The 25,185-nt window shown below is 64.7% G+C and carries 29 protein-coding genes and 1 other RNA gene; 19 read left to right on the top strand and 11 right to left on the bottom strand.

Going from position 1 to position 25,185, the window contains the following annotated elements; genetic code table 11:
* The first annotated feature begins 28 nt into the window (after window positions 1–28).
* The 3 genes from ABIC09_RS22465 to ABIC09_RS22455 all read left to right on the top strand — a co-directional run bounded on the left by ABIC09_RS22465 (window position 29) and on the right by ABIC09_RS22455 (window position 3,210).
* Window positions 29–1,231 (top strand): DNA recombination protein RmuC, encoded by a 1,203-nt coding sequence (locus ABIC09_RS22465; protein WP_354084114.1) that lies wholly within the window; start codon window positions 29–31, stop codon window positions 1,229–1,231.
* Between the two features lie 130 nt (window positions 1,232–1,361).
* Window positions 1,362–1,664: a GIY-YIG nuclease family protein gene (locus ABIC09_RS22460; protein WP_354110567.1), complete on the top strand. Its 303-nt coding sequence runs from the start codon at window positions 1,362–1,364 to the stop codon at window positions 1,662–1,664.
* Window positions 1,665–1,845: 181 nt separating this feature from the next.
* Window positions 1,846–3,210, top strand: coding sequence for an AmpG family muropeptide MFS transporter (locus ABIC09_RS22455; RefSeq protein ID WP_354110566.1), 1,365 nt, complete (start codon window positions 1,846–1,848; stop codon window positions 3,208–3,210).
* Between the two features lie 11 nt (window positions 3,211–3,221).
* On the opposite strand, the gene ABIC09_RS22450 is transcribed toward ABIC09_RS22455, so the two are convergent.
* The 5 genes from ABIC09_RS22450 to ffs form a co-directional block, all read right to left on the bottom strand.
* On the bottom strand, window positions 3,222–3,656 hold the full coding sequence (locus tag ABIC09_RS22450) for a hypothetical protein (RefSeq protein ID WP_354110565.1): 435 nt from the start codon (window positions 3,654–3,656) through the stop codon (window positions 3,222–3,224).
* Window positions 3,657–3,683: 27 nt separating this feature from the next.
* Entirely contained in the window at window positions 3,684–4,286 is a 603-nt protein-coding gene (gene recR, locus ABIC09_RS22445; protein ID WP_148749788.1) for a recombination mediator RecR, read from the bottom strand.
* 1 nt (window position 4,287) lies between these two features.
* Window positions 4,288–4,608 (bottom strand): YbaB/EbfC family nucleoid-associated protein, encoded by a 321-nt coding sequence (locus ABIC09_RS22440; protein WP_148749787.1) that lies wholly within the window; start codon window positions 4,606–4,608, stop codon window positions 4,288–4,290.
* Window positions 4,609–4,689: 81 nt separating this feature from the next.
* Entirely contained in the window at window positions 4,690–6,528 is a 1,839-nt protein-coding gene (locus ABIC09_RS22435; RefSeq protein WP_354110564.1) for a DNA polymerase III subunit gamma/tau, read from the bottom strand.
* A gap of 94 nt (window positions 6,529–6,622) precedes the next feature.
* Window positions 6,623–6,719, bottom strand: an RNA gene (gene ffs / locus ABIC09_RS22430) — signal recognition particle sRNA small type.
* 183 nt (window positions 6,720–6,902) lie between these two features.
* On the opposite strand from ffs, the gene ABIC09_RS22425 reads away from it, so the two are divergent.
* The 10 genes from ABIC09_RS22425 (at window position 6,903) to ABIC09_RS22380 (ending at window position 16,582) form a co-directional block, all read left to right on the top strand.
* Window positions 6,903–7,757, top strand: a complete 855-nt coding sequence (locus tag ABIC09_RS22425; RefSeq protein ID WP_354110563.1) for a transporter substrate-binding domain-containing protein — start codon at window positions 6,903–6,905, stop codon at window positions 7,755–7,757.
* A 185-nt stretch (window positions 7,758–7,942) separates the two neighbouring features.
* The gene (locus tag ABIC09_RS22420; RefSeq protein WP_148749784.1) at window positions 7,943–8,605 is read left to right on the top strand and encodes an amino acid ABC transporter permease; all 663 of its coding nucleotides are present in this window, start codon (window positions 7,943–7,945) and stop codon (window positions 8,603–8,605) included.
* Window positions 8,602–9,396: an amino acid ABC transporter ATP-binding protein gene (locus ABIC09_RS22415; protein WP_148749783.1), complete on the top strand. Its 795-nt coding sequence runs from the start codon at window positions 8,602–8,604 to the stop codon at window positions 9,394–9,396. Before ABIC09_RS22420 ends, ABIC09_RS22415 begins: the two co-directional genes overlap by 4 nt.
* A complete protein-coding gene (locus ABIC09_RS22410; RefSeq protein ID WP_354035738.1) occupies window positions 9,396–10,151 on the top strand; it encodes an SDR family NAD(P)-dependent oxidoreductase in 756 nt (251 codons plus the stop codon). The genes ABIC09_RS22415 and ABIC09_RS22410 overlap by 1 nt, the downstream gene beginning before the upstream one ends.
* A complete protein-coding gene (locus tag ABIC09_RS22405) occupies window positions 10,148–11,275 on the top strand; it encodes a muconate cycloisomerase family protein (RefSeq protein ID WP_354110562.1) in 1,128 nt (375 codons plus the stop codon). The genes ABIC09_RS22410 and ABIC09_RS22405 overlap by 4 nt, the downstream gene beginning before the upstream one ends.
* 161 nt (window positions 11,276–11,436) lie before the next feature.
* The gene (locus ABIC09_RS22400) at window positions 11,437–12,246 is read left to right on the top strand and encodes a crotonase/enoyl-CoA hydratase family protein (RefSeq protein WP_148749780.1); all 810 of its coding nucleotides are present in this window, start codon (window positions 11,437–11,439) and stop codon (window positions 12,244–12,246) included.
* Complete coding sequence (locus ABIC09_RS22395) at window positions 12,243–14,126, top strand: feruloyl-CoA synthase (protein ID WP_354110561.1); 1,884 nt, start codon at window positions 12,243–12,245, stop codon at window positions 14,124–14,126. The genes ABIC09_RS22400 and ABIC09_RS22395 overlap by 4 nt, the downstream gene beginning before the upstream one ends.
* A 25-nt stretch (window positions 14,127–14,151) precedes the next feature.
* Window positions 14,152–14,913 carry an SDR family NAD(P)-dependent oxidoreductase gene (locus ABIC09_RS22390; RefSeq protein ID WP_354084120.1) on the top strand — a complete coding sequence of 254 codons (762 nt, stop codon included), beginning with the start codon at window positions 14,152–14,154 and terminating at the stop codon, window positions 14,911–14,913.
* A 9-nt stretch (window positions 14,914–14,922) separates the two neighbouring features.
* Window positions 14,923–15,354, top strand: a complete 432-nt coding sequence (locus ABIC09_RS22385) for an acyl-CoA thioesterase (RefSeq protein ID WP_354110560.1) — start codon at window positions 14,923–14,925, stop codon at window positions 15,352–15,354.
* Between the two features lie 76 nt (window positions 15,355–15,430).
* Complete coding sequence (locus tag ABIC09_RS22380) at window positions 15,431–16,582, top strand: ABC transporter substrate-binding protein (RefSeq protein ID WP_354110559.1); 1,152 nt, start codon at window positions 15,431–15,433, stop codon at window positions 16,580–16,582.
* A 78-nt stretch (window positions 16,583–16,660) separates the two neighbouring features.
* On the opposite strand, the gene ABIC09_RS22375 is transcribed toward ABIC09_RS22380, so the two are convergent.
* Together ABIC09_RS22375 and ABIC09_RS22370 are read right to left on the bottom strand one after the other, a co-directional pair.
* A complete protein-coding gene (locus ABIC09_RS22375; protein WP_334534680.1) occupies window positions 16,661–17,389 on the bottom strand; it encodes a glutathione S-transferase family protein in 729 nt (242 codons plus the stop codon).
* A 38-nt stretch (window positions 17,390–17,427) separates the two neighbouring features.
* Window positions 17,428–17,703, bottom strand: coding sequence for a hypothetical protein (locus tag ABIC09_RS22370; protein ID WP_148749774.1), 276 nt, complete (start codon window positions 17,701–17,703; stop codon window positions 17,428–17,430).
* Between the two features lie 112 nt (window positions 17,704–17,815).
* On the opposite strand from ABIC09_RS22370, the gene ABIC09_RS22365 reads away from it, so the two are divergent.
* Both ABIC09_RS22365 and ABIC09_RS22360 read left to right on the top strand, forming a co-directional pair.
* Window positions 17,816–18,514 carry a helix-turn-helix transcriptional regulator gene (locus tag ABIC09_RS22365; protein WP_027530661.1) on the top strand — a complete coding sequence of 233 codons (699 nt, stop codon included), beginning with the start codon at window positions 17,816–17,818 and terminating at the stop codon, window positions 18,512–18,514.
* Window positions 18,515–18,532: 18 nt separating this feature from the next.
* Window positions 18,533–18,847 (top strand): YkgJ family cysteine cluster protein, encoded by a 315-nt coding sequence (locus ABIC09_RS22360; RefSeq protein WP_354035846.1) that lies wholly within the window; start codon window positions 18,533–18,535, stop codon window positions 18,845–18,847.
* Here ABIC09_RS22360 and ABIC09_RS22355 read toward each other — a convergent pair.
* Together ABIC09_RS22355 and ABIC09_RS22350 are read right to left on the bottom strand one after the other, a co-directional pair.
* On the bottom strand, window positions 18,844–19,242 hold the full coding sequence (locus ABIC09_RS22355; RefSeq protein ID WP_187434681.1) for a hypothetical protein: 399 nt from the start codon (window positions 19,240–19,242) through the stop codon (window positions 18,844–18,846). The genes ABIC09_RS22360 and ABIC09_RS22355 overlap by 4 nt on opposite strands.
* Window positions 19,243–19,404: 162 nt before the next feature.
* Complete coding sequence (locus ABIC09_RS22350; RefSeq protein ID WP_246229711.1) at window positions 19,405–19,752, bottom strand: DUF3307 domain-containing protein; 348 nt, start codon at window positions 19,750–19,752, stop codon at window positions 19,405–19,407.
* 403 nt (window positions 19,753–20,155) lie between these two features.
* On the opposite strand from ABIC09_RS22350, the gene ABIC09_RS22345 reads away from it, so the two are divergent.
* From ABIC09_RS22345 to ABIC09_RS22330, 4 genes are all read left to right on the top strand, one after another.
* Window positions 20,156–21,604 carry a TAXI family TRAP transporter solute-binding subunit gene (locus ABIC09_RS22345; RefSeq protein WP_354110558.1) on the top strand — a complete coding sequence of 483 codons (1,449 nt, stop codon included), beginning with the start codon at window positions 20,156–20,158 and terminating at the stop codon, window positions 21,602–21,604.
* A gap of 120 nt (window positions 21,605–21,724) precedes the next feature.
* Complete coding sequence (locus tag ABIC09_RS22340) at window positions 21,725–21,943, top strand: hypothetical protein (RefSeq protein ID WP_354110581.1); 219 nt, start codon at window positions 21,725–21,727, stop codon at window positions 21,941–21,943.
* Window positions 21,944–22,122: 179 nt separating this feature from the next.
* On the top strand, window positions 22,123–23,232 hold the full coding sequence (locus ABIC09_RS22335) for a cyclic nucleotide-gated ion channel (protein WP_354110580.1): 1,110 nt from the start codon (window positions 22,123–22,125) through the stop codon (window positions 23,230–23,232).
* 12 nt (window positions 23,233–23,244) lie between these two features.
* Window positions 23,245–24,030 (top strand): enoyl-CoA hydratase/isomerase family protein, encoded by a 786-nt coding sequence (locus tag ABIC09_RS22330; RefSeq protein ID WP_354110557.1) that lies wholly within the window; start codon window positions 23,245–23,247, stop codon window positions 24,028–24,030.
* On the opposite strand, the gene ABIC09_RS22325 is transcribed toward ABIC09_RS22330, so the two are convergent.
* Window positions 24,031–24,465 (bottom strand): DUF6157 family protein, encoded by a 435-nt coding sequence (locus tag ABIC09_RS22325; protein WP_354084123.1) that lies wholly within the window; start codon window positions 24,463–24,465, stop codon window positions 24,031–24,033.
* Window positions 24,466–24,481: 16 nt separating this feature from the next.
* Window positions 24,482–25,126 (bottom strand): glutathione S-transferase family protein, encoded by a 645-nt coding sequence (locus ABIC09_RS22320; protein WP_354110556.1) that lies wholly within the window; start codon window positions 25,124–25,126, stop codon window positions 24,482–24,484.
* Window positions 25,127–25,185: the final 59 nt, after the last annotated feature.

Here is a 25,185-nt window from a genome sequence, read left to right as displayed (position 1 = left end):
GACGGGCGAATCGGATAGAACGGCAGGCATGAACGACATCATTTTCATGCTCGGCGACTGGCCGGTGCGCACCATCGACGCGCTGATCGGCTTCGGCGCGCTGGTCCTCATCCTGCTGATTGCCATTGCGGTCGTGATCGCGCGCTCCGGGCGACGCGGCGCGGAACTCGCGATGGCGCACGCCATCCGCGCCGACGAGCTGGAGGAGCGGCTGAGCCAGGTCCTGCACGCCCAGAGCGAGGCCGCCGGCCGGGCCGACGCCATGACCCAGGCGTTGGCCGGCCGCCAGGCCGAGATGGCCCGGGCGGTCAACGAGCGGCTGGATTCGGTGACCCATCGGGTCGGCCAGTCCATGGAACATTCGACCCGCAACACCATGGAGAGCCTGCGCGCGCTGCACGAGCGGCTCGGCATCATCGACAACGCGCACAAGAACCTCACCGACCTCACCACGCAGGTGACGACCTTGCGCGACGTGCTCGCCAACAAGCAGTCGCGCGGCGCCTTTGGACAAGCGCGGATGGAGGCGATCGTCCAGGACGGCCTGCCGAAGGGCGCCTACGAATTCCAGTTCACGCTCTCGACCGGCAAGCGGCCCGACTGCGTGGTGTTCCTGCCCGACCAGCGCCCGCTTTGCATCGATGCGAAATTCCCGCTGGAAGCGATGACGGCGCTGCACGATGCCCGCACCGACGAGGAGAAGCGCGCCGCCACGCAGCGGCTGCGCGGCGACGTGATGAAGCATGTCAGCGACATCGCGGAAAAATATCTCGTCACCGGCGAGACCCAGGAGATGGCGCTGATGTTCGTGCCGTCGGAATCGGTCTACGCCGAGATCCATGACGGCTTCGACGACGTGATCCAGAAGGCCTATCGCGCCAAGGTCGTGCTGGTGTCGCCCTCGCTGCTGATGCTCGCGATCCAGGTGATGCAGCAGATCATGAAGGACGCGCGCATGCGCGATGCCGCCGACCAGATTCAGACCGAAGTGATCAAGCTCGGCGACGATTTGGGACGCCTGCGCGATCGCGTGCTGAAATTGCAGAAGCACTTTGCCGACGCGAACGAGGACGTCCGCCAGATCCTGATCTCCGCCGACAAGATCGAGAAGCGCGCAGGCAGAATCGAGGAGCTCGATTTCAGCAAGACCGACGCGCCGGCGGACGGCCCGCGGCTGGTGGCGTCAGGCGCGCCGGAGCTGTTTCCAAGGAAGCTCCAGGCGGGGGAGTGAGATCGAGGCAACCGTCATACCCCGCGCAGGCGGGGTATCCAGCACGCCGCGGCGGTCGTGATTGGGCCGAGGTGCTGGTGAATACTGGATCGTCCGCCTGCGCGGACGATGACAGCGTTGAGGTGGTCACATGGGCGGACGCCAGTACTACGTCTACATCCTCGCCAGCAGGATTGGCGGCACGCTTTACATTGGCGTGACAAATGACCTCATTCGCCGAGTGGCGGAGCACAAGTCAAAACTCATCGAGAGCTTCACGGAAAAGTACGACGTCGCAAGGCTCGTCTATTTTGAACAGTTCGACGATCCAGAGAACGCGATCAAGCGGGAGAAGCGGCTGAAGAAGTGGAACAGGGCCTGGAAGGTCCGATTGATCGAGACGAACAACCCGAATTGGGATGATCTTTATTCAGGGATAGCTGGGCCACCATGAGGCCGTCATGCCCCGCGAAGGCGGGGCATCCAGTACGCCGCGGCGGTCGTGATTGAGCCGAGGTGCTGGTGAATACTGGATCGTCCGCCTGCGCGGACGATGACACTGAAGGGGTATTGAGGGCTTTCGACTCATTAGCGGAGCGGGAGTCTTTTCAGCCAGAATCTGCTAACACCTCCCCATGACCGCACCCGACGCGACCTCCCCTGCCGCGACCTCCGCCCCCGCCCGCTCCTGGCGCGACAGCCTGGCTGTTTACCTGCAGCCGCGGGTGCTGATCGTGCTGTTCCTCGGCTTCTCCTCGGGGCTGCCGTTGGCGCTCTCGGGCTCGACGCTGCTGGTGTGGATGCGCGAGGCCGGGGTCGATCTCAAGACCATCGGGCTGTTTGCACTGGTCGGCACGCCCTACACACTGAAATTCCTGTGGGCGCCGCTGGTGGATGCGCTGCATGTGCCGCTGTTCACGCGCGCTTTCGGGCGGCGGCGCGGCTGGCTGCTGTTCTCGCAATTGCTGCTGATCGTCGCGATCCTGCTGCTGGCGCTGACCGATCCGGCGCGATCGCCCTTCTATGTGGCACTCGGCGCGCTGCTGGTGGCGACGACGTCGTCGACGCAGGACATCGTGGTCGACGCCTTCCGCGTCGAGAGCCTGCCCGAGAGCGAGCAGGCCGCCGGCATGGCGGCCTATGTCGCGGCCTATCGCATCGGCATGCTGGTTTCGACCGCGGGTGCGCTGTTCATTGTCTCCGGCTTCGAGAGCACCGGCATCACGCGCACGTCGGCCTGGATGTGGGGCTATGTGGTGATGGCGGCGATGGTGCTGATCGGGACGATCACGGCACTCGCGGCGACCGAGCCCGAGCAATCGGTGCGGGCGGAAGCCGTGACGCACGACGAGACCGCGTTTGCGCGCGTGCTGCGCGCGGCGATCGGCGCCTTCTCCGAGTTCCTGTCGCGCAAGGATGCGATCGCAGCGCTCGCCTTCGTCGTGCTGTTCAAGTTCACCGACGCGTTCTCGGGCACCATGACGGCGCCGTTCGTGATCGACCTCGGCTTCACCCGCAACGACTACGCGGCGATCGTGAAGGGCGTCGGCCTCGCCGCGACCCTGATCGGCGGCTTTGCCGGCGGCTTTGTGGCGCGGCGTTATTCGCTGGCAACCTCGCTCTGGATCGGTGGCGTGGTGCAGGCGCTGGCGAACCTGACCTTCTCCTGGCTCGCGCTGGTCGGCACTAACCAATGGGCGCTGGCGCTCGCGATCTGCGCCGAGAATTTCACCAGCGCGATCGGCACCGTGATCTTCGTCGCCTATCTCTCGGCGCTGTGCCAGAACCCGCTGCACACAGCGACGCAATATGCGCTGCTCACCGCGCTTGCAGCGGTGGGGCGGACCTATCTCTCGTCAGGAGCCGGCTTCGTGGCCGATACGACCGGCTGGCCGCTGTTCTTCTTGATCTGCGTGCTGGTGGCGATCCCGAGCCTGGTGTTGCTCGTCTGGCTGCAAAAGCGCGGGCATTTTGAGGCGCTGGGGCCCGTGCGGGTGTAGCGCCGCCCCTCCTACTTCCTCACCAAGCTCCACTTCGTGACCACGGCCTCGCTCATCTGGCCGGGATCGCTGGCGCAGGCGATCTCGTCGACCTTGACCGAGATCTCCTTGCCGACGAACGATTTCAACTGCGTGGCCTGCGTATCACTGGAGGTGACGAGCTGGAAGGTTTCAGGTCCGGTCTCGAGATTGCACAGCCCGTTCGGCGCCGGCAGGCTGCGCGGCTCGGAGGTGATCTGGTACATCGCAATCCGCTTGCCGGCGTTCTTGACGTCGCGGATCTTCATCGCATTCAGCTCGCCCGAGAGCACCTCGCCGGCGCTGATCGGCTTGCCGGGCTTCGAGGGCGGCGGCGCCTCGTCGTCCCGCTGCGCGGCGATGGCCGGTGTCACCAGCAGCAGCATCGTCGCGACCAAAGCCGATCGTGTGGCGAAAAGTTTCGTCATGTCGTCCGTTCCGTCAAGTCTGGATGGCTAGAACAGGGTCCGCTGCCGCATCGCGGCCGAGAGCGTGCCCTCATCGAGATAATCAAGCTCGCCACCAACGGGCACACCATGGGCCAGCCGGGTTACTTTTACGTTGGCGTCCTGAAGCAGATCGGTGATGTAATGCGCGGTGGTCTGTCCGTCGACTGTCGCATTCAGCGCAAGAATGATCTCGTGCACCTCGGCCGCATGCGCGCGCGCGACCAGCGCGTCGATGCTGAGGTCCTGCGGGCCGACGCCATCGAGCGGCGACAAGGTCGCGCCCAGCACGTGGTAGCGCCCCTGGGTCGCATTGGCCCGCTCCAGCGCCCAGAGATCGGCGACGTCGGCGACGACGACGATGATGGCGGGATCACGCTTCGGATCGGTGCAGATTGTGCAGGGATTTTGCGTATCGATGTTGCCGCAGGTCTTGCAGACCTGAACCTTGTCGAGCGCGACCTGCAGAGCGCCCGATAGCGGCATCATCAGCGCTTCGCGCTTCTTGATCAGATGCAGCGCCGCGCGCCGCGCGGAGCGCGGGCCCAAACCCGGCAGCCGCGCGAGAAGCTGGACGAGCCGCTCGATTTCGGGACCTGCAACCGCGCCCATATTACTGGCCGAACAGCCCCGGCGGCAGGCCGAGGCCGCCGGTCAGCGACTGCATCTTCTCCTGCATCGCGGTCTCCGCCTTGCGGCGGGCATCACCGAGCGCGGTGACCAGCAGATCTTCCAGCACCTCGCGCTCTTCGGCCTTCATCAGCGAGGGATCGATCTTGACGCCCTTGACGTCCATCTTCGCGGTCATGCGCACGGCGACGAGACCGCCGCCGGAGATGCCCTCGACCTCCACATTGGCGAGCTGCTCCTGCATCTCCTGCATCTTGGATTGCAGCTGCGCCGCCTGCTTCATCATGCCGAGAAAATCAGCCATGGGTGCTCGTCCTTGGAAAGCCTAAGTTGTTTTGGGCATGATCTTGTCGGAAAACCGCTTCACACTTTTCCGGATCATGCTCTAGAGATCGTCGTCGGCGTCGGAACCGTCGGGCGGATCGTCAGAGCCATAGTCAGCGTTAATATTGGTTTCCGGCGTCTCGGGGGCAAGCCTGCGGACCTCGACGACCTTCGCACCGGGGAAGCGCGACAGCACCTCCTGCACGCGCGGATCGGCCTCGGCGCTGCGCGCATGTTCCTGCTTGGCGGCCTGGCTCATCGAGCGCAGCGTCGCCTGGCCCTGCTCGTTGGAAACAATGATGGTCCAGCGGCGGCCGGTCCACAGCTCGAATTTTCGCGCGAGCTCGGAGATCATGGTTTTCGACGCGTTCGGCTCGAGCGCGACCTCCAGCCGGCCCTCCTCGAAACGAACGAGGCGCATGTCGCCTTCGAGCGCGGCCTTGGTCATGAGGTCGCGCTTCTGCCCGGCGAGCGCCACGAGCTGGGCGAAGCTGGTGATGCGCAGCTGGGGTGCCGCCCCCTGCGGGTCTGGCGCGGGCGCCGCCATTTGCGGCCGGGCACCGCCGCCGAATGCAGTCGGTGACGAGGTCGGCATGCGAACCGGCGCAGCAGAGGTCACGGACGCCGCGGAAGCCATCGGTGCCGCCGGCGCGCCGCTGCGCGCGGCACTGCCGCCCACGACCGGCGAACTGCCGCCGTTCTGCTCCAGCATCCTGACCGCCTCGTCCGGCGTCGGCAGGTCGGCGACATAGGCGATGCGCACCAGCACCATCTCGGCGGCCGCAGCCGGCCGGGTTGCGGCCTGCACCTCGGTGATGCCCTTGAGCAGCATCTGCCACATCCGCGACAGCACGCGCATGGAGATCTTCGAGGCGAAATCCCTGGCGCGCACGCGCTCGGTCTCGCCATAGGCGACGTTGTCGGCGGTTGCCGGCACGATCTTCACGCGGGTGACGAAATTGACGAACTCGGCGAGGTCCGAGAGCACGACGATCGGATCGGCGCCGACGTCGTACTGGTCGCGGAACTCCTTGAAGGCGCTCGCGATGTCACCGCGCGCCAGCGAATCGAAGAGGTCGATGACGCGGGTGCGGTCGGCAAGGCCCAGCATCTGCCTGACCGCATCGGCCTTCACCTGGCCTGCCGCATGCGCAATGGCCTGGTCGAGCAGCGACAGGGAGTCGCGCACGGAGCCTTCGGCCGCACGCGCGATGATGCCGAGCGCTTCGGGCTCGATCTCGACGTTCTCCTTCGCGGCGATGTTGGCGAGGTGCTTCATCAGCACGTCGGCCTCGACGCGGCGCAGGTCAAAGCGCTGGCAGCGCGACAGCACCGTAACCGGAACCTTGCGGATCTCGGTCGTGGCGAACACGAACTTGGCGTGCTCCGGCGGTTCCTCCAGCGTCTTCAGGAAGGCATTGAACGCCGCCGTCGACAGCATGTGGACTTCGTCGATGATGTAGACCTTGTAGCGGACGCTGGCCGGGGCGTAGCGCACGCTGTCATTGATCTGGCGGACGTCGTCGACGCCGGTATGCGAAGCCGCGTCCATCTCCAGCACGTCCATGTGCCGGCTTTCCATGATCGCCTGGCAGTGCACGCCCAGGGTCGGCATCTGGACGGTCGGCCCCTTCACCGAGCCGTCCGGCATCTCGTAGTTGAGAGCACGGGCCAGAATACGCGCGGTGGTGGTCTTGCCGACGCCGCGAACGCCGGTGAGGATCCAGGCCTGCGGAATGCGCCCGGTCTCGAACGCATTGGAGACGGTGCGGACCACAGCCTCCTGGCCGATCAGATCATCGAACGAGGAGGGGCGGTATTTGCGCGCGAGAACGCGGTAAGGCGCGTTGGCGGCCTGGCCGGCGCTGTCAGGAGTGGAAGGGGCGCCAGCGTCGGTCATCGGTCAATCCGCAATGGAATGTCTCTCGGCTGGCTTTTGCGGACAGGAGCGCGCAGGCGGGAAGCCCGCCGGCGCAATTCGCTCGAAAAAACAGGTAGGAGACTGACGAGCGACCCGATCCGGACCTCGTTAGGGCTGCTTCCTTCCGGACCTGACCCGGTTGGCGAGTGGCTCGTCCACCGCCAATCTCCCGGTCCCTATTTGGGGCCAAAAGGTCGGGAAAGCAAGCGGGTATCACTTTGGCGAGCTTGATCTTGCCCAGCATCCGGGCAATTCCGGGTCTGCCCAGCCGATAGGCTGTGCTTTCGCAGTCTCCGCCGCCTTGGTAAGAACGCTGCCGGAACCCCACCTGATCAGAAAAGCGATTGATCCCAATGGTTACACGTCGTGATGTTGCATCGATTGTCGGACTTGGCGCCATCGGCGCGGTGACCGCGAGCGCGCTGGCCTCTCCGGCTGTGGCCCAGGCGGCCGATCCCAACGAATCGACCTTTGCCCGCATCCGCCGCACCAAGAAGATGCGGATCGGCGCGGTCGGCGGCGGCGCGCCCTATTACATGAAGGATCTCGCCAGCGGCCAATGGAAGGGTTTTTACGTCGACATCGCCAAGGCGCTCGCCGACGACATGGAAGCCGAGCTCGAGATCACCGAAACCACCTGGGGCAATTCGGTGCTCGATCTCCAGTCCAACAAGATCGACATCTTCTTTGGCCTGAACCCGACCCCGAAGCGCGCGCTGGTGATCGACTTCTCGGTGCCGGTCTTCAACAACGCCTTTGGCATCCTCTGCAAGAAGGACTTCAAGCCGAAGAGCTGGGCCGAGCTGAACTCGCCCGACGTCAAGATCGCGGTCGACCAGGGCTCCTCGCACGACCAGGTCGTCAGCCGCCTGACGCCGAAGGCGCAGATCTCGCGGCTGAAGACCGCCGACGACGCCACCGCAGCGCTGCAGACCGGCCGCGTCGACGCGCAGTGCCTGATCACCATGCTGTCGCTGACCGTGCTGAAGAAGAACCCCTCGCTCGGCCAGTTCGTGCTGCCGACGCCGATCTTCGCCACCACCTCGAACGCCGGCTTTCGTCGCGAGACCGACAAGACCTTCCGCGACTACGTCAACACCTGGATCGACTTCAACAAGGGCCTCGGCTTCATCCGCAACGCCATCATCACTAACATGGAGCTGGTGGGCGTGACGGAGGCGGACATTCCGCCGGGCGTTTCGCTGTAGGTATCGCAAGCTTGGGGCAGTCTCGATCCTCGCGCGCCGCTCCACTCCCTCTCCCGCTTGCGGGAGAGGGCTGGGGTGAGGGTGTCTCCGCTGGCAAGACTCCCCAAGAGGAGAGAGCCCGCATCGCATCTTCGATGCGACGCGACCTCTCCCGCAAGCGGGAGAGGTGAAGCAAGAAAGCACGCATGTATCAGTGGGACTTCGGCATCCTCTGGAGCTATCGCTGGCTCTTTCTCAACGGGCTTGGCGTCACCGTCGGCTTCACGGTGGTCATTGTCGTGCTCGGCCTGGTGTTCGGCCTGTTCGGAGCGTTTGGCAGCCTGTCGCGCTTCAAGACCGTGCGCCTGACCGCCCTCACCTTCATCGAGGCGTTCCGCTGCACGCCGATCCTGGTGCAGCTGATCTGGTTCTATTACGCGCTGCCGATCCTGGCCGGTGTCGAGATGACGCCGATCACGGCCTCTGCGCTGGCGCTCTCGCTCTATGGCGGCTCGTTCTACTCGGAGATCATCCGCGGCGGCATCATCTCGATCGACCGCGGCCAGTCGGAAGCGGGGGCCGCGCTCGGCATGACGCCGGGGCAGTCCATGCGGCGTATCGTGCTGCCACAGGCGATCAAGCGCATGATCCCGGCGCTGATGAACCAGTCGATCATCCAGTTCAAGAACACTTCGCTGGTCTCGGTGCTCGCGGTGCCTGATCTGGTCTATCAAAGCCAGGTCGCCGCACATGACAGCTACCGGCCGCTCGAAACCTACACCGCCGTCGCGGTCGCCTATGCGGCGATCCTGATCCCCCTGACCATCCTCGCCAGGCGTGGCGAGAAGCGACTGGCGGTCAGCGAATGAGCGAGATGTCAAAGATCGAGATCCGAGCCTTGCGCAAGCGCTTCGGCAGCAACGAGGTCTTGAAGAACATCAATCTCGACGTCGCCAAGGGCGGCGTCGTGGCGCTGATCGGGCCGTCCGGCTCCGGCAAATCGACGCTGCTCCGCTGCATCAACCTGCTGGTCGCGCCCGACGGCGGCAGCGTCCGCGTCGGCGACACGCGCTTTGCGTTCGGCGATGGTTCCAAGCTCCCTGACGTGAGGACACTCGCAAGATTCCGCGCCACCACCGGCATGGTGTTCCAGCATTTCAACCTGTTCCCGCACATGACGACGTTGCAGAACGTGATGGAGGGACCGGTCACGGTGCGTCGCATGGCCAAGGCGGACGCCGAAAAGCTCGCACGTGCCCAACTTGCGAAAGTCGGACTTGCGGAGAAGGCCGATCAATATCCGGCGACGCTCTCCGGCGGCCAGAAGCAGCGCGTCGCGATCGCACGCGCGCTCGCGATGGAGCCTGATGTCATGCTGTTCGACGAGGCGACGTCGGCGCTCGATCCCGAGCTCGTCGGCGAGGTGCTGAATGTGATCCAGCAACTGGCCTCCGAGGGCATGACCATGGTGATCGTGACCCATGAAATCGCCTTCGCCCGCGAGGTCGCCGACCGCCTGATCTTTATGCGCGATGGCGTTGTGGTCGAGGAAGGCCCGGCGCGGCAGGTGATCGACAATCCACAGGAAGCCGCGACACGCGCCTTCCTCAGCCATTTCCACCGCACCGGCGCGCTGCCGCCGGCCAACGCGACACCGTGATGCCCGATATCGACCGCGTCTATCTCGTCACCGGTGCCGCCAGCGGCATCGGTCGCGCCACCGCAAAATTGCTCGGAGCGCCGGGGGTCGCCCTTCTGCTCCACACGCGCTCGAACGCAGAAGGTCTCGACGCCACTGCAACCGAAGCTGAGGCAAAGGGTGCGGTCGTGGCAAAGTGCCTCGGCGATCTCGCGGAGGAGGCAGCCGTCACCGACGCACTCGCCGCCACACAACGCGCTTTCGGCCGGCTCGACGGATTGATCCTGGTCGGCGGCCACGCCCGTCGTGGCAGCGCCATCGGCACGCCGGCGGATCAGTTTCGCCAGGCGATGGATGAATCCGCACTGGCGTTCACGCGGATGGTCGAGGCGGCGCTTCCGCTGCTGCGGGCCGGACAGGATGCGCGGATCGTCGCGGTATCCTCGTTCGTCGCACACGCGATCCGGCCTGAATTCGCGCCCTTCGCCGCCACCGCCGCGAGCCGTGCCGCGCTTGAAGCGCTTGTGCGGCTCACCGCGATGGAGCTCGCCAAGGACGGCATCACTGTGAATGCGGTTTCGCCGGGCCTCATCGTCAAGGACAAGCCGAGCGAGAGCCGGCTGTCGCCCGAGCAGATCGCCGCAACCGAAGCGCTGATCCCGATGCGCCGGCGCGGGCGGCCGGAAGAGGTCGCCGAGATCATCGCCTTCCTTGCGTCACCGGGAGCGTCTTACGTCACAGGCCAGATCTGGCACGTCAATGGAGGCCTGATATGACCGAAGCGACCGTCGAACGTCTCAGGCTGTTCCTGATCGAAAGCCCGATCAAGATGGCCCGCCTGCAGGGCGTCGGCAATGTCAAGGGCACCGTAAAGCGCGTGCTGATCGAGCTGACGTCGAGCGACGGTGTGATCGGCTGGGGCGAGGCGGCGCCGTGGGAGGTGTTCACGGGAACGGCTGAAGCAGCCTTCTCCGCGCTCGACATCTATCTGCGGCCGATCGTGCTCGGCAAGCCGGTCCGCCGCATCCGCGCGCTGATGGCCGAGCTCGACCGCGCGCTGATCGGGCACGCCGAGGCCAAGGTCGCGATCGAGATGGCGCTGCTCGACATCGTCGGCAAATCCTCGGGGCTTTCCGTTGCTGACCTCCTCGGCGGCCGCGTGCGCGACACGATTCCCCTCTCCTTCTCGATTGCCGATCCGGATTTCGCTGCTGATCTCGAGCGCATGCGAAGAATGGTTCCCGACGGCAATGTCATCTACAAGGTCAAGACCGGCGTGAAACCGCATCGCGAGGACCTCGATCATCTCGAAGCGATCCGCAAGGAGTTCGGCGACAACATCGATCTGCGGGTCGACTACAACCAGGCGCTGGCGCCGTTCGGCGCCATCAAGATCCTGCGCGATGTCGAGGCGTTCGCGCCGACCTTTATCGAGCAGCCGGTGCCGCGCAAATTTCTCGACATGATGGCGCAGCTCACCGCGGCGCTGGAAACGCCCGTGCTCGCCGACGAAAGCTGCTTCGACCGCCGCGACATGATGGACGTGGTGCGCCAGGAGGCCGCCGACGCCGTCTCGATCAAGCTGATGAAGGCCGGCGGCCTGTTCGAGGCGCAGGCGATCATGGCGATCGCCGACATCGCCGGCCTGCCCGGCTATGGCGGCACGTTGTGGGAGGGCGGCATAGGCCTTGCCGCCGGCACGCAGCTGATCGCGGCAACACCGGGCATCTCGCTCGGCTGCGAGTTCTACATGCCGCATCATGTTTTGACCGAGGATGTGCTCGAGGAGCGCGTCGCCAATCGCGGAGGTCACGTTGTCGTGCCCGACGGCCCCGGCCTCGGCATTCGCGTCAGCGAAGCCTCGATTCGCACCAACGCGCGGGTGCTGGCGGAGGCGTAAGCCTCGCCTTGGGGTGTACAACACCCGTTGCTGCCGTCCCGGCCCTGCGCAGGGACGACACCGAATGTGGAGCGCCGCTTTTCGCACCCAACGGGTCTCAGTCCCCTTCTTGACTCCTCCCAAATTCGTTATACAACATAACTATTCTGGCAAGGACGCAAATGACACAGGGAAACGCCGAGACCGCTGACGCGGGCGCCTCCGGCCTGCTTCGGATCGAGAGGGTGGACCGGGTTCTGACCGTGGGTCTGAACCGGCCGGCCAAGCGCAATGCGCTCAATGACGGCATCATCCTTGAAATCGGCGAGTGCTTTGCGTCCCTGCCCGAAGATATCGGTGCTGTCGTCATCCACGGCATCGGCGACCATTTCTCTTCCGGCCTCGACCTGTCCGAGCTGCAAGATCACGACGCCACGGGCGGCCTGTTGCATTCGCAGATGTGGCACCGGGTGTTCGACCGCATCCAGTACAGCCGCGTGCCCGTGATCGCGGCGCTGAAGGGCGCGGTGATCGGCGGCGGGCTCGAGCTTGCCTGCTCCGCCCACATCCGCGTCGCCGAGCCCACAGCCTATTTCGCGCTGCCCGAGGGACAGCGCGGCATCTTCGTCGGCGGCGGCGGCTCGGTGCGGCTGCCGCGGCTGATCGGCGTCGCGCGGATGATGGACATGATGCTGACCGGGCGCGTCTACAGCGCGACCGAGGGCGCGTCCTATGGCTTTGCGCAATACGTCACCGAAGCAGGTAACGGCCTCACCAAGGCGCTGGAGCTCGCGACCAAGATCGCGTCCAACGCGCCGCTGACGAATTTCGCCGTGCTCCAGGCGCTGCCGATGATCGCGGAGGCCAATCCGCAGACCGGCCTGTTGATGGAATCGCTGATGGCCACCGTCGCGCAGAGCGACAAAGAGGCAAAACGCAGGATCCGCGAATTCCTCGAGCACAAGACCGCCAAGGTAAAGCCGAAGTCATGAGTGCACAGCCGTCCTCTTCCAGCACAGAGCGCGGCGCGAGCAATTCTCCGCTGCGGCCGATCTCGTTCGGCGATCCCGTCGTCGACATCGAGCGTCGCGCCGACGGCACGATCTATTTGCGGCCGAAGCAGCCGCTCGGCGATTACCCCGTCCGCATCACCGAGCGCCTGCATCACTGGGCGACGACGACGCCGGATCGCGTGTTCATGGCGGAGCGCGAAGGCGGCCGCGGCTGGCGCAAGATCACCTATGCCGAGCTGCTCACCGCGAGCCGGCACATCGCATCAAGCCTGATCCAGCGCGGCCTGTCGGCCGAGCGGCCGGTCGTCATCCTCTCCGGCAATTCGATCGACCATGCGCTGCTGGCGTTCGGCGCGTTCTATGCGGGCATTCCGTTCTGTCCGGTATCGCCGGCCTATTCGCTGGTCTCAAAGGATTACGGCAAGCTCTCTTATCTGATGAAGCTGCTGACGCCCGGCCTGGTCTTCGCCGAGGACGCCGACAAGTTCGCGGACGCGCTTGCCGCCAACGTCTCGCTCGGCACCGAGATCGCCGCGTCCTATGGCCATGTGCCGGGCCGCGACATCACCTTGCTCGCCGATCTCATGGCAACGCCGATCCGAAGCGACCTCGACGCGGTGCATGGCAAGATCGGTCCCGACACGATCGCGAAATTCCTGCTGACGTCGGGCTCGACCGGCAATCCCAAGGCCGTCATCAACACCCAGCGCATGATCTGTGCCAACCAGGTGATGCTTCGCGAGACGCTCGCCTTCCTCAAGGACGAGCCGCCCGTCATCATCGACTGGCTGCCCTGGAATCATACCTTTGGCGGCAACCACAATATCGGGCTGACGCTCTATAACGGCGGCTCGATGTATCTCGACGCCGGCAAGCCGATCCCGGGCGGCATCGAGGAGACCGTGCGCAATCTCCAGGAGATTTCGCCAACGGTCTATTTCAACGTGCCCAAGGGTTACGAGTCGTTGCTGCCTTACTTGCGCGACGACCAGGGTCTTCGTGCAAAGTTCTTCGACCGGCTGCACGCGATGTTCTTCTCGGGCGCGGCGCTGTCGCCCTTCGTCTGGAACAGCCTCGACGAGCTCGCGGTGAAAGAAAAAGGCTATCGCGTCCCGATGCTGACCGGCCTCGGCGCAACCGAGACCGCGCCGTTCTTCATGTCGGTCAATCCGCGCACCAGCCGCTCCGGCCATGTCGGCCTTCCCGTGTCGGGCAACGACGCCAAGCTGGTGCCGAACAACGGCAAGATGGAAGTTCGTGCCAAGGGCCCGAACGTGATGCCCGGCTACTGGCGCCAGCCCGATATCACCGCAAAATCCTTCGACGAGGAAGGATTTTACAAGATGGGCGATGCGCTCAAGCCTGCCGATCCCGATGATCTCAACGCCGGCTTCGATTTCGACGGCCGCGTCAGCGAGGATTTCAAGCTCGCAAGCGGCACCTGGGTCAGCGTCGGTCCACTACGTGCGCGCTTCGTCGCGGCCTGCGCGCCGCTGGTGCGCGACGTCGTCATCGCCGGCATCAACCGCGATGAGGTTTCCGCGCTGGTGCTGCTCGATCTCGACGGTTGCCGCCTGATCAACCCCGCGCTGCCGGCCGACAATCTCGCCGCCACCGCCGGGGACCGGCTGGTGCGCGAAGCCCTCCGTGAGCGCTTGACCGGCTTTCTCTCTTCGGCCACCGGCTCCTCGACGCGGATCACGCGTGCGATCCTGCTGGACGTGCCGCTGTCGATCGACAAGGGCGAGGTCACCGACAAGGGCTCGATCAACCAGCGCGCGGTGATCGAGCATCGCGGCGCGCTGATCGAGGAGCTCTACGCTGCCAATCCATCGGACCGTGTGATATCGGTCGCTTAAGAAATCATCGCCAAGGGAGAACGCCATGTTGTTGAAGGATCAGGCAGCCATCGTCACCGGCGGTGCATCGGGACTGGGCGCCGCCACCGCGCGAAAGCTGGCGGCACAGGGCGCCAGGGTCGCAGTGTGCGATCTCAATACCAAGCTCGCGGAGACCGTTGCCGCCGAGATCAAGGGCGTGGCCGTGACCTGCGACGTCTCCGATGCCGCCTCCGCTGAAGCCGCGATCGCCCAGGCGACCAAGGCCCATGGCCCGGCCCGCGTGCTGGTCAACTGCGCCGGCATCGGCGTTGCGAAGCGCGTCGTCGGCCGTGACGGTCCGATGGCGCTCGCCGATTTCGACAAGGTTATCAAGGTCAATCTGATCGGCACTTTCAACATGCTGCGGCTTGCCGCGACCGAGATGTCCAAGCTCGAGCCGCAGGCGAGCGGCGAGCGCGGCGTCATCATCAACACCGCCTCGGTCGCCGCCTATGACGGCCAGATCGGCCAGTCGGCTTATTCGGCCTCCAAGGGCGGCATCGTCGGCATGACGCTGCCGATCGCGCGCGAGCTGGCCCAGTTCGGCGTTCGCGTGCTGACGATCGCGCCGGGCCTGTTCCTTACGCCGCTGCTGGCCAATCTGCCGCAGGAAGCCCAGGACTCGCTCGCCGCCGCGATCCCCTTCCCGCGCCGGCTCGGCCACGCCGACGAATTCGCCGCGCTCGCGCTGCACATGGTCGAGAACTCCTATCTGAACGGCGAGGTGGTGCGGCTCGACGGCTCCCTGCGCATGGCGCCGAAGTAAGAGAATCGCATGTTCGTGAACCGGCGCGAGGTCCAGATCCAGTGGGGCGACTGCGACCCCGCCAACATCGTCTACTACCCGCGCTATTTCGCGATGTTCGACGATTCGACGTCGACCTTGTTCGAGGTCGCCGGGTTCTCCAAGCAGGATCTGGTCCGCAAATACGGCCTGGTGGGCATCCCCATGGTCGACACGCGGTCCAGGTTCTACATCCCCTCGACCTATGGCGACTGGATCACCATCGAGACTAGAATCGAGAGCATCAAGCGCTCGAGCTTCGAGGTGAAGCACAACGTCTACAAGGGCGAGGCACTTGCAATCGAAGGTTTTGAGACCCGCGTCCTGGTCGGCCGCGATCCCGTTAACCCCGACAAGCTGAAATCGGCACCGTTTCCGTCGGAAATGGTAGCGAAATTCACAGGGAGCGAGATCCGGAGCTAATCGCGCATCACCAAAAGACGGGGCTGAAATGGCCCCGAATTTCTGCTTTCAAAGAAACACGAAAAGGGAGGAATAGATGAAACGCTTTTACCTGACCGCCGCCATCGCCGCAGTCGCGCTGGCGCTGCCGGCCCTGCCGGCGTTGGCCCAGGCCAACGAAATCACCATCGGCATCACCACCACCACGACCGGCCCGGGCGCAGCGCTCGGCATTCCCGAGCGTAACGCGCTGGAATTCGTGCCGAAGGAGATCGGCGGCGTGCCGCTGAAGGTGATCGTGCTCGACGACGGCGGCGATCCGACCACCGCCACCACCAACGCCCGCCGCTTCGTCACCGAATCCAAGGCCGACATCATCATGGGCTCGGCGCTGACGCCGCCGACGATCGCGGTCTCCAACGTCGCCAACGAGGCCGGCATTCCGCATTTCGGCCTCGCGCCGTTCCCGATCACGCCGGAACGCATGAAGTGGTCGGTGGCCATGCCGCAGCCGATTCCGATCATGGGCAAGGTGCTGTACGAGCACATGAAGTCTCACAACGTGAAGACGGTCGGCTATATCGGCTATTCCGACAGCTACGGCGACCTCTGGTTCAACGACTTCAAGGCCCAAGGCGTGTCAATGGGCATGACCTTGGCCGACGAGGAGCGGTTTGCCCGTCCCGACACGTCCGTGACCGGGCAGGTGCTGAAGCTCGTCGCCGCCAATCCCGGTGCGATCCTGATCGGCGCCTCCGGCACAGCGGCAGCACTGCCGCAAACCGAACTGCGCGAGCGCGGCTATCAGGGCCTGATCTACCAGACCCATGGCGCCGCCAGCATGGATTTCATCCGCATCGCCGGCAAGGCGGCAGAGGGCGTGCTGATGGCATCGGGCCCGGTAATGGATCCCGAGGACCAGCCGGACGAGGCAGCGACCAAGAAGCCGGGCCTCGCGCTCAACAGGGCTTACGAGGGCAAATACGGCCCGAACAGCCGCAGCCAGTTCGCCGGCCATTCCTACGACGCCTTCGAGATCCTGAAGCGCGTCATTCCGGTTGCGCTGAAGACGGCCAAGCCGGGCACGCCGGAATTCCGCGAGGCGATCCGTCAGGCGCTGCTGTCGGAGCGGGAAATCGCGGCGAGCCAGGGCGTCTACAATTTCACCGAGAAGGATCGCTACGGCCTCGACGACCGCTCGCGCATCCTGCTCACGGTCAAGGACGGCAAATACACGCTCGCGAAGTAAGCGGCGACAGGTTTCCAGGACGACGAGAGCCGGCCCGATGGGCCGGCTCTTTTCTTTTACACTACGCGCGCAATTGCATCAGGCCGCCTGTCGCAGCGGCGTCCAGGCGAACTCCGGATAGTAGGTGTCCATCATCCGGTCGACATAAGCGGTCAGGTTCGGAAATCCTTCCGCGCGCTCGCGCAGACGGGATTCGAAGAACGGCGTCAAGATGCCCGCAAGCGCGCCGAACGCGGTCGCGTCGACCCCGCTGGGCTTGTTGCCCATCAGATAGGATTTGTCGCCGAGCTGCACCGATAGTGCGAACAGCGAGCGAACCGCGAGCTCGACATCGTCATCGGGAGCGTGACGACCGAGGCCGGAGAGCAGGTAATTCTCGGCGACGCGGAATTGCGCGTCCTCGCGCAGCTTCTCGCGGCTGTGCTCGGGCGCCCCGTCGAAGAAATGCGCAGGGCCCTTGGCGAAATTGGCAGCATCGACCCAGCGCGCGCCGACCAGCGACCAATAGACGTGGTGCTCGATCATGCGCTCGAACGCCCAGGCCTGGGCGCGTTCGTGCAGGGAAAGACCGGCGTCGAAGTCGAAGCCGTAGCGGCGCTCGATATGGGCGCGGATGAAGGTGGAATCGGCCACGGCCTCGCCGCCGTCATCAATGAAAGGAAGCTGCCCCTTCGGCGACGCCGGCGGCATCGCGCGCTCCTTCCGGTAGGGCAGTCCCGCCATCTTGAGCTGCACCTCCGTCTTGGTGACGAAAGGGCTGATTTCCGGCAGGCCGAAGCCGGTGCCAAAGCCGTAAAGCGTGATCATTGGAGCTCTCCTGAACCTGCCGAAAGAGTTGATGGAACCTAGCGCCGGGCTGCTGCCACCATGGTGGCAGCAGCCGTGATATCTTCTGCGAAACGGGCCCCCCGCCAGGCACGGCCCATCACATGGCGGACCAGCGCGTCCGCGGCCTGGACCAGCGAGCGTGTCAGCATGGTCACGAGCGCAACGCGGAGATCGACGATGGTGAGATCGAAAGGTGCGAGGCGGCCGAAGACCCAGGTCTGCAGCGAGGCTAGCAACGAGGCCTGGCTCCGCCACAGCGGTCCGGCCGGACCGAGATGGGTTGGAATGATCATGGACAAATCCTCTTCAGTCGATGTGTTGTCCCGGTATAGAACTCCCCTGCTGCCAACATCCTGTCAGCAGCCACGCGCCGTTTTCTGATCCGCCCCCGATGAGAGAATCGTCATGAGACGCGCCGACCGGCTGTTTCAGATCATCCAGGTACTGAGGCGTACCCGTAAGCCGCTGACGGCGGACGCGATTGCGGCCGAGCTCGAGACGTCGAAGCGAACGATCTATCGCGACATCGCAACGCTGATGGGCCAGCGCGTGCCGATCCGTGGCGAAGCCGGCATGGGCTACATTCTCGAGAAGGGTTTTGACCTGCCACCCTTGATGCTGACACCCGACGAGATCGAGGCGGCGGTGCTGGGCGCACAATGGGTCGCGGGCCATGCCGACTCCACGCTGGCGCGCGCGGCCGAAGATCTGATGGCCAAGATCGCCGACACCGTGCCTGAACGCCTGCGTCCCTTCGTGCTGGAGCCTGCTAGCCGCGCGCGGCCGAGCTGGAACAGGGAGCCGGATCGCCTGGACATGGCGCGCACGCGCACCCAGATTCACGAGGGCAAGAAGATCATGCTGCGTTACCGCGACGAGCAGGGCCGCCCCAGCGAGCGCATGATCTGGCCGATCTCGGTCGGCTATCTCGAAGCCGTGCGCCTGCTCGCGGCCTGGTGCGAGCTGCGTAGCGATTTTCGCAGCTTCCGCACCGACCGCGTGGTAGATGCGACCTATCTCGACGAAAGATATCCGGAGCGGCGCGACGTGCTGCGCGCAAAATGGCGGCAGAGCCTGGTCTGGGGTCCGCCCAAGGATACCTGACAAGGACACATGACGCTGATGGAAGAGACCGATCTGTCGAGCCGTTGCCAGAGCTGCGGCGCCTGCTGCGGCTATTCGCAAAACTGGCCGCGCTTCTCGATCGAGAGCGACGAGGAGCTTGCGTTGATCCCGGAGACGCTCGTCAACGCGCGACAATCCGGCATGCGCTGCGAGGGCGATCGCTGTTCAGCGTTGCAGGGCGAGATCGGCAAGGCGACCACGTGCGGCATCTATGCGGTGCGGCCGGAGGTGTGCCGCACCTGCATGCCGGGCGACGCCGAATGCGCGATGGCACGGCGGAAGTTCGGACTGCCTGTGATCGAGACCGCTTAAGCCGGGACGGCTTCGCTGATCTCGTCGTCGATCTCGTCGTCCAGCGGTGCGAGCACCGAGAGCGGCTTGGTCGACAGCGTGATCGGCTTGCGGCCACCCGACACCGACGGGGACGATTTGGCCGAGCCCTGGCGCGACAGCGCGTAGAGCGTCGAGCCGACGCGGCCGCCGTTCTCGATCAGGTCGCGCTCGCTGCAGCTGGCTGCGATCGCGACGGCCAGCGAATGAAGATGGCTGCGGCGATAGCAGAACAGCGCCAGCCTGGCGCGCGCGTCAGGGGAAACACTCTCAACCAGCCTCGGCAGGCCACTCTCGCTGGCGCGGTACATCTCGCCAAGGAGCTCGTCGCGAACCGGGCAGAAATCGCTTTCATAAGCGTCGCGGCTTGAAAACATTGCAGTTCTCCCTCGTGTAGGGAAGATGCAGCGCAATTCTCTAATGAAAGGTTAACCACCCCGAGCGGTAGTCACCCGGGGTGCTTGCGCGTGGGCCACGAATCAACCGGTCGAGACTTGTTGCGTACCGCGTCGCGGGCCCGGGAACGACAGTGCCAGCAGTCAGTTCGCCGCCATGAAGATGGAGAGGCCGAAGCCGGTCAGATGGTGCAGCGCCTGGTCGACGCCGATCAGGGTCCAGAACCAGGGGTGCTCCTGGTTGACGCGGAAATTGGCCGAAACCCATCCCTTGGCGCGGTCGATCGTGATGTGAATGACGAAGTCGATCAGCGCCACGAACCAGAATTTCGGCGCCACGATCAGGATCAGCGGCAGCGCAACCGCAAAGTGAATCAGGCAATGCACCAGAAGCGGCAAAGCCCAGCCGTGCTTCTGGTCCTTGCCTTGCGCCATCCAGGCGGTCTGCAGCACGAAATCGGCGATGATGTGCTTGAAGGTAAGCAGCAACATCCAGCCAATGAGCGCTTCGACCGGAACCGCCGATGACAGAGGTGGAAACGACAAAGCTGACGCCCTCGTTGACCTAAAAGGAAAAAATGGAGCGTTCAGCGCAACTTCTTCTTGGACCCGTCAGAACATCGGGACCCCTGATTTATGACATCTCCCGCGACGGAATGCAGCCGGGGGAATTGGAAAATCGCCAACTGTGGCTAAACGGTGATAGCATAACCAAACGACGTGGATCGGTTGAGTAAGGTTACCTTCGGCGCGGAATTTGCATTCTCTCGCTGGAGCGCTATCATCCTCAGGTAGAGGATTATCGTTCTTTTTTCAGGCGCTTACGAATTTTTGAGCGTGCCGCCGGCGATGGCCGTGCCGCCCGCCATTTCGGGAACGAGGCCAGAGTGCTGCCATGAGTGCTGAAGGCCCGACCTCGTCAACCGAGCTCCCGCCGCCACGGCGTCCCAAGGTGATCAAGACCAATCAGCAGCAGGTCCTGCTGTATGTCGTGCTGACCCTGCTGCTGTCGCTTGCCACCGTCTGGGCCGGGCGCGTCTGGTGGCACAATTCGGAGACGCTGACTTTTGCCGTCGGCGCTCCCAACAGCGACGAAGCAATGTTCGCGACCAAGCTCGCCACACTGCTGAAGAACAGCGCCTCGCGCTTCCGGATCAAGATCGTCAACAACGCCGACAACGCCAAGGCGCTCGCGCAGTTCGATCGCAGGCAGGCCGATCTTGCCGTCCTGCGCACCGACGCCAAGGTGCCGCTGCGGGCGCGCACGCTCGCGATCCTTGAGCACGATCTCGTGCTGCTGCTCGGCCCCGGCAACAAGAAGATCAAGTCGCTCGCCGAGCTCAAGAAGAAGAAGGTCGCCGTTCTCGCCGAGAATGATTCGTCCCTCGCCTTCGTCCGCAGCATCCTCGATATTCCCGCCGACAGCCCCGACGCCGCGAAGATCCAGATGGCGCCGCAGGGCGCGACGCTGGACAAGCTGTTCGCGCCGGCCAGCGGCTTTGGTGCGGTGATTGCTGTCGTCCACGCCTCCAAGGCCGTGCGCGACAAGGCTTATGAGCAGGTCGCCAGGCGCGGCGGCTTCACGCTCAATGCCATCGACGAAGCCAAGGCGCTGGCGCGTAAATTCCCCGGCATTTCCGACGAGACGCTGACAGCCGGCACGCTGTCCGCCTCGCCCGAGATTCCCGACGACGATCTCGACACGATCGGCCTCGAATGGCTGCTGGTCGCGCAGTCCAAGATTTCGCCGACCACGGCTGGAGACATCGCGCGCATCGTCTACGAGAACAAGTCCGCGCTCGGGCTCGACAACGGCTTTGCCACCCATATCGAGCCGGCCTCAGTCGAGAAAGATGCCTTCGTGATGGCGCATCAGGGCGCCGCCGATTACATCAACGACGACACCAAGTCGTTCATGGATAAGTACAGCGACGTGATGTACCTGGGCGCCGCCGCGCTCAGCGTCATCGGCTCGATCTTCGCCGCGATCTACGCCAAGATCACCCGCGTCGCGCCAGAGAAGGCGAGCGAGCTCTCTACCGCGATCCTCGATATCGGGGAGCGGATCGAGCACGCCCATTCGCTGGATCAGCTCGAATGTCTCCAGGACGAGCTCGAGGGCATCTTGCGCGGCGCGGTGATCGGCTTGCGCGACGGCACGATCAGTACCGACGGGCTCGATACCTTCAAGCTCGGCTACGAATTCGTCCGCGACGAGATCGGGATGCGCCGCGACTACCTGAAGCGCCATGCCAGCGAGCTCGAGAAGATCGCCGCCCCCGCCGCGCTCCCCCCGCCCGAAGACAGCAACGTTGTGGTGGTGAAGACAGCTCAGAGCGCCTGACCTATCGATTCGCGCCTGGATGGCAGGCGCCCATCTCCTTTTGGCGAATCGCTGCCTGCAGCCCGTGGAACCGTTTCCCCACCGCAACCGTTGGCTTCCAGCACAACCGGAGAACGCACCATACGTCTACTCCTTCTCATCATCTTGCTGGGAATGCTGGTTGCGGTTGGTTATTTCGCCTACTCGGCCATGTCGGTCGGAGGCGGTCCGATCCCGACGGAAGGTTATGTGGCACTGGCGCTAGGAGCGGGGTTCTCCGTGGTCGTCGGCGTCGGCCTGATGATGCTGCTGTTCCTGAGCAGCCGCCGCGGTTACGACGAGCCTCCGCATTTCAAATAGCCAGCAGGCCCGGCACCTTCCCAGCCATTGGACGAGGCATCCGCGCCCTGATCGGGCGGATGGTGCGGCTGCCCGCCCCGTCGTTGACGGCTCCGGTGCGGGCGGGCACTTTGGCGCCCAAGTCCCAGCTCAAGTCCCGGCCCGGGACCGTCAGCACCAAGATCGAGCCGCCATTCCGCATGTCCAAGCCGATGTTTCCTGCTCTGGCCCAGTTCGTGGCCGCGACCGCCGGCCGCAACATGACCAAGGCGGCCTATGTGGCCGTGACGATCGGCGTGGTCAGCATGGTGCTGCTGACGCTCGATCCGGCCTATGAGACGGCGCACCGCTGGGTCGATTTCCTGCTGTGGGCTTGTCTCGCCTATTTCGTGTTCGAATGGCTGGTCCGGCTGCGCCACATGGCGCGGCAGGGGCGGCTGGGCCTCTACATGTCCTCCTCCGCCGGGCTGGTCGACGCCCTGGGGGCGCTGGCCGTGCCGGTCGCGCTGGTCCTCGGCGCCGAGCCCAAGACAGCTTGGCTGCTGAGCGTGCTCTGGGTCCTGAAGGTGGTGCCGGGCATTCCCGGCCTGCGCCAGCTCCGCCGCGTGCTGGTGCTGGAATCGGGCCCGCTGATCAGCGTGCTGGTGATCTTCCTGATGGTGGTCTTCCTGGCCTCGGTCGCCGAATATTTCCTGGAGCGGGACGTGCAGCCGCAGACATTTGGCAGCGTCCCTGCCGCGCTGTGGTGGGCGGTCGTCACGCTGACCACGACAGGTTATGGCGATGTCGTGCCGGTCACGCCGCTCGGCCGCATGGTCGCGGCGCTGGTGATGATCTCCGGCCTCGGCGTGTTCGGCCTCTGGACCGGTATTCTGGCGACCGGGTTCGCGGCGGAAACGCGGCGTGACAACTTCCTCAAGACCTGGGAATCCGTCAGCAAGGTACCGTTCTTCGCGGCGCTGGGGCCCGCGGCCATCGCCGACGTCACCCACATGCTGCGCACCATGGAGCTGCCGGCGCGCACCATGATCATCCGCAAGGGTGCGCAGGGCGACTGCATGTATTTTATCGCCGCCGGCGCGGTCGAGGTCGACCTCCCCGGCAAGAAGGTGCAGCTCGGCGAAGGCGCCTTCTTCGGCGAGATGGCACTGCTGGGCAACAACATGCGCGGCGCCAATGTCTCGACCACGAAAGTGTCGCGGCTGCTGGTGCTCGACCTCGTCGACTTCCGCGTGCTGATGGCGCGGCACCCAGACCTCGCCGAGACTATCGACGCCGAAGCGAAGCGCCGCACGCTCGAAAACACGTAAATGGAGACAAGAATGTCGGACACAGCCGACGCGGCCAGTGGCCCCGTGCTCGAAATCGATGGTGCGCGCGCCACCATCCGCTTGAACCGGCCGAAGCATCTCAACCGGCTCCAGGCGGAAGATCTCGGCGAGCTGACAAAGCTGTTCGACCGGGTCGAGGCCGATCCTGATATCCGCGTGCTGGTCCTGACCGGCACGGGACGCGCCTTCTCGGCCGGCTATGACCTCAATTCGGTCGCGGAGCGGGCAGCGAGCGCCAACGAGCAGCAGAGCGCCGGCTCGGCCTTCGAAGTCGTGGTCAACCGCCTGGAGGATCTCGGCGTGCCGACGATCTGCCGTCTCAATGGCGGCGTCTATGGCGGCTCGACCGACCTCGCGCTGGCCTGCGATTTCCGTATCGGCGTCGACACAGCCGAGATGTTCATGCCGGCGGCGCGGCTCGGACTGCACTACTACGGCAGCGGCATCAAACGCTACGTGACGCGGCTCGGCGTCGACAACGCCAAGAGGCTGTTTCTCACTGCGCAGAAGATCAGTGCTCCGGAGATGCTTCGGATCGGCTATCTCACCGCCATGGTTCCGGTGGAAACACTCGACGAGGAAGTCGACAAGCTCGCCAATATTCTCGCCGGCAATGCCCCAAACGCGATGCGCGGCATGAAACGCGCAATCAACGAATTCGTCCGCGGCGAGCTGGATGAGCAAGCCGCCGACCAGCGCCACCGCGACAGCATGCGCGGCGACGAGATCAAGGAAGGCATCAAGGCATTCGCGGAGAAGAGAGCGCCGAAATTCTGATCACGCCCGCTTCGACCGCATCGCGCGGACCTGCGTGAGCTTGAGATCGCGCGCGAGTGCCTGGTAGCGTTTGCTGTCGATAGCGTAGATCGCGATGCGGCCCTCGCTATCGGCATGAACGCCCCAGCCAAAGCGCTTGCCGAGGCCGGACGCACGCATGCAAGCTTGGCCTTTGGAGAAGAACGCCTTGCGGGCGAGGGTGCGCTCCTGCTTCGTCGCCTTCGCACCCAGTTCCCGACCAGCCGCAGACGTCGCGAAGATCACGTCGTCCGACGTGTATTTGTAGGGCTCCGTCGCGATCATCGCGTACTGCAGGTTCGCCACGGTCGGCTTTCCGGCGCGCGGCGGCGGATCTTCGCCGGTATGCGCCGGGCAGTCTTCGGCGACCCGGATGAAAGTATTGAAGCAGTTCGTCGTGTAAATCGGCTTTGTCATCTGATGACCGGCTTCTCTATCCTCCGACGGCCGCGGCATGCTGCGCCGCCATCTCGGCGTCGGTCGCATTTATCCGCTGGAACGCAGGGCGCGACGTTATGCGCTCGGAATAGCGGACAAACACGTCCTTCTTCGGCACGATACCGAACATCATCGTCCAACTGAACGCAACACCCCAGAGAATATCGGCCGCCGTCATCCGCTCGCCGAGCAGATATGGTCCCTTTGACAACTGCGCCTCGAGCGCACCCAGCATGGCGTCGTAATCCGCGTAGGGTGACTGCGTGACCGGCGCAGGCTCGCGCTGCATGAACTTGTCGATCAGCGCGGGCTCGAAGGAGGAGCCGTAGTAGGCGGTCCAGCGCAAATAGGGACCTCGCAGCGGATCGTTGAGCGCGGGCGCAAGGCCGGCCTGCGGAAACAGGTCGGCGAGATAGATGTAAATGGCCACCTGCTCGGTCACGAGCGCCTCGCCGTGCCGGATCGCCGGCACCTTGCCAAGCGGATTGATGGCGAGATAGGGCGGCCTCCGCTGCTCGCCGGCCTTCATGTTGAGGACGTGGAGATCGTAGGGCGCCCCGAGCTCCTCCAGCAGCACCCGCGTGCCGGTGGCGCGGCTCTGCGGCGAATAATACAGCGTGATGCGGTTCGGATCGGTCATGGCGGATCTCCCTTGGGCTCCCTTGGGCCGGCTTGCGATGGGTGCATCTCTAGCCGACC

The organism is Bradyrhizobium sp. S3.12.5, from assembly GCF_040548225.1.
Classification (GTDB): domain Bacteria; phylum Pseudomonadota; class Alphaproteobacteria; order Rhizobiales; family Xanthobacteraceae; genus Bradyrhizobium; species Bradyrhizobium cytisi.
Note: the sequence above shows the minus strand (reverse complement) of the source record. Positions and strands in the feature narration are given on the sequence as shown.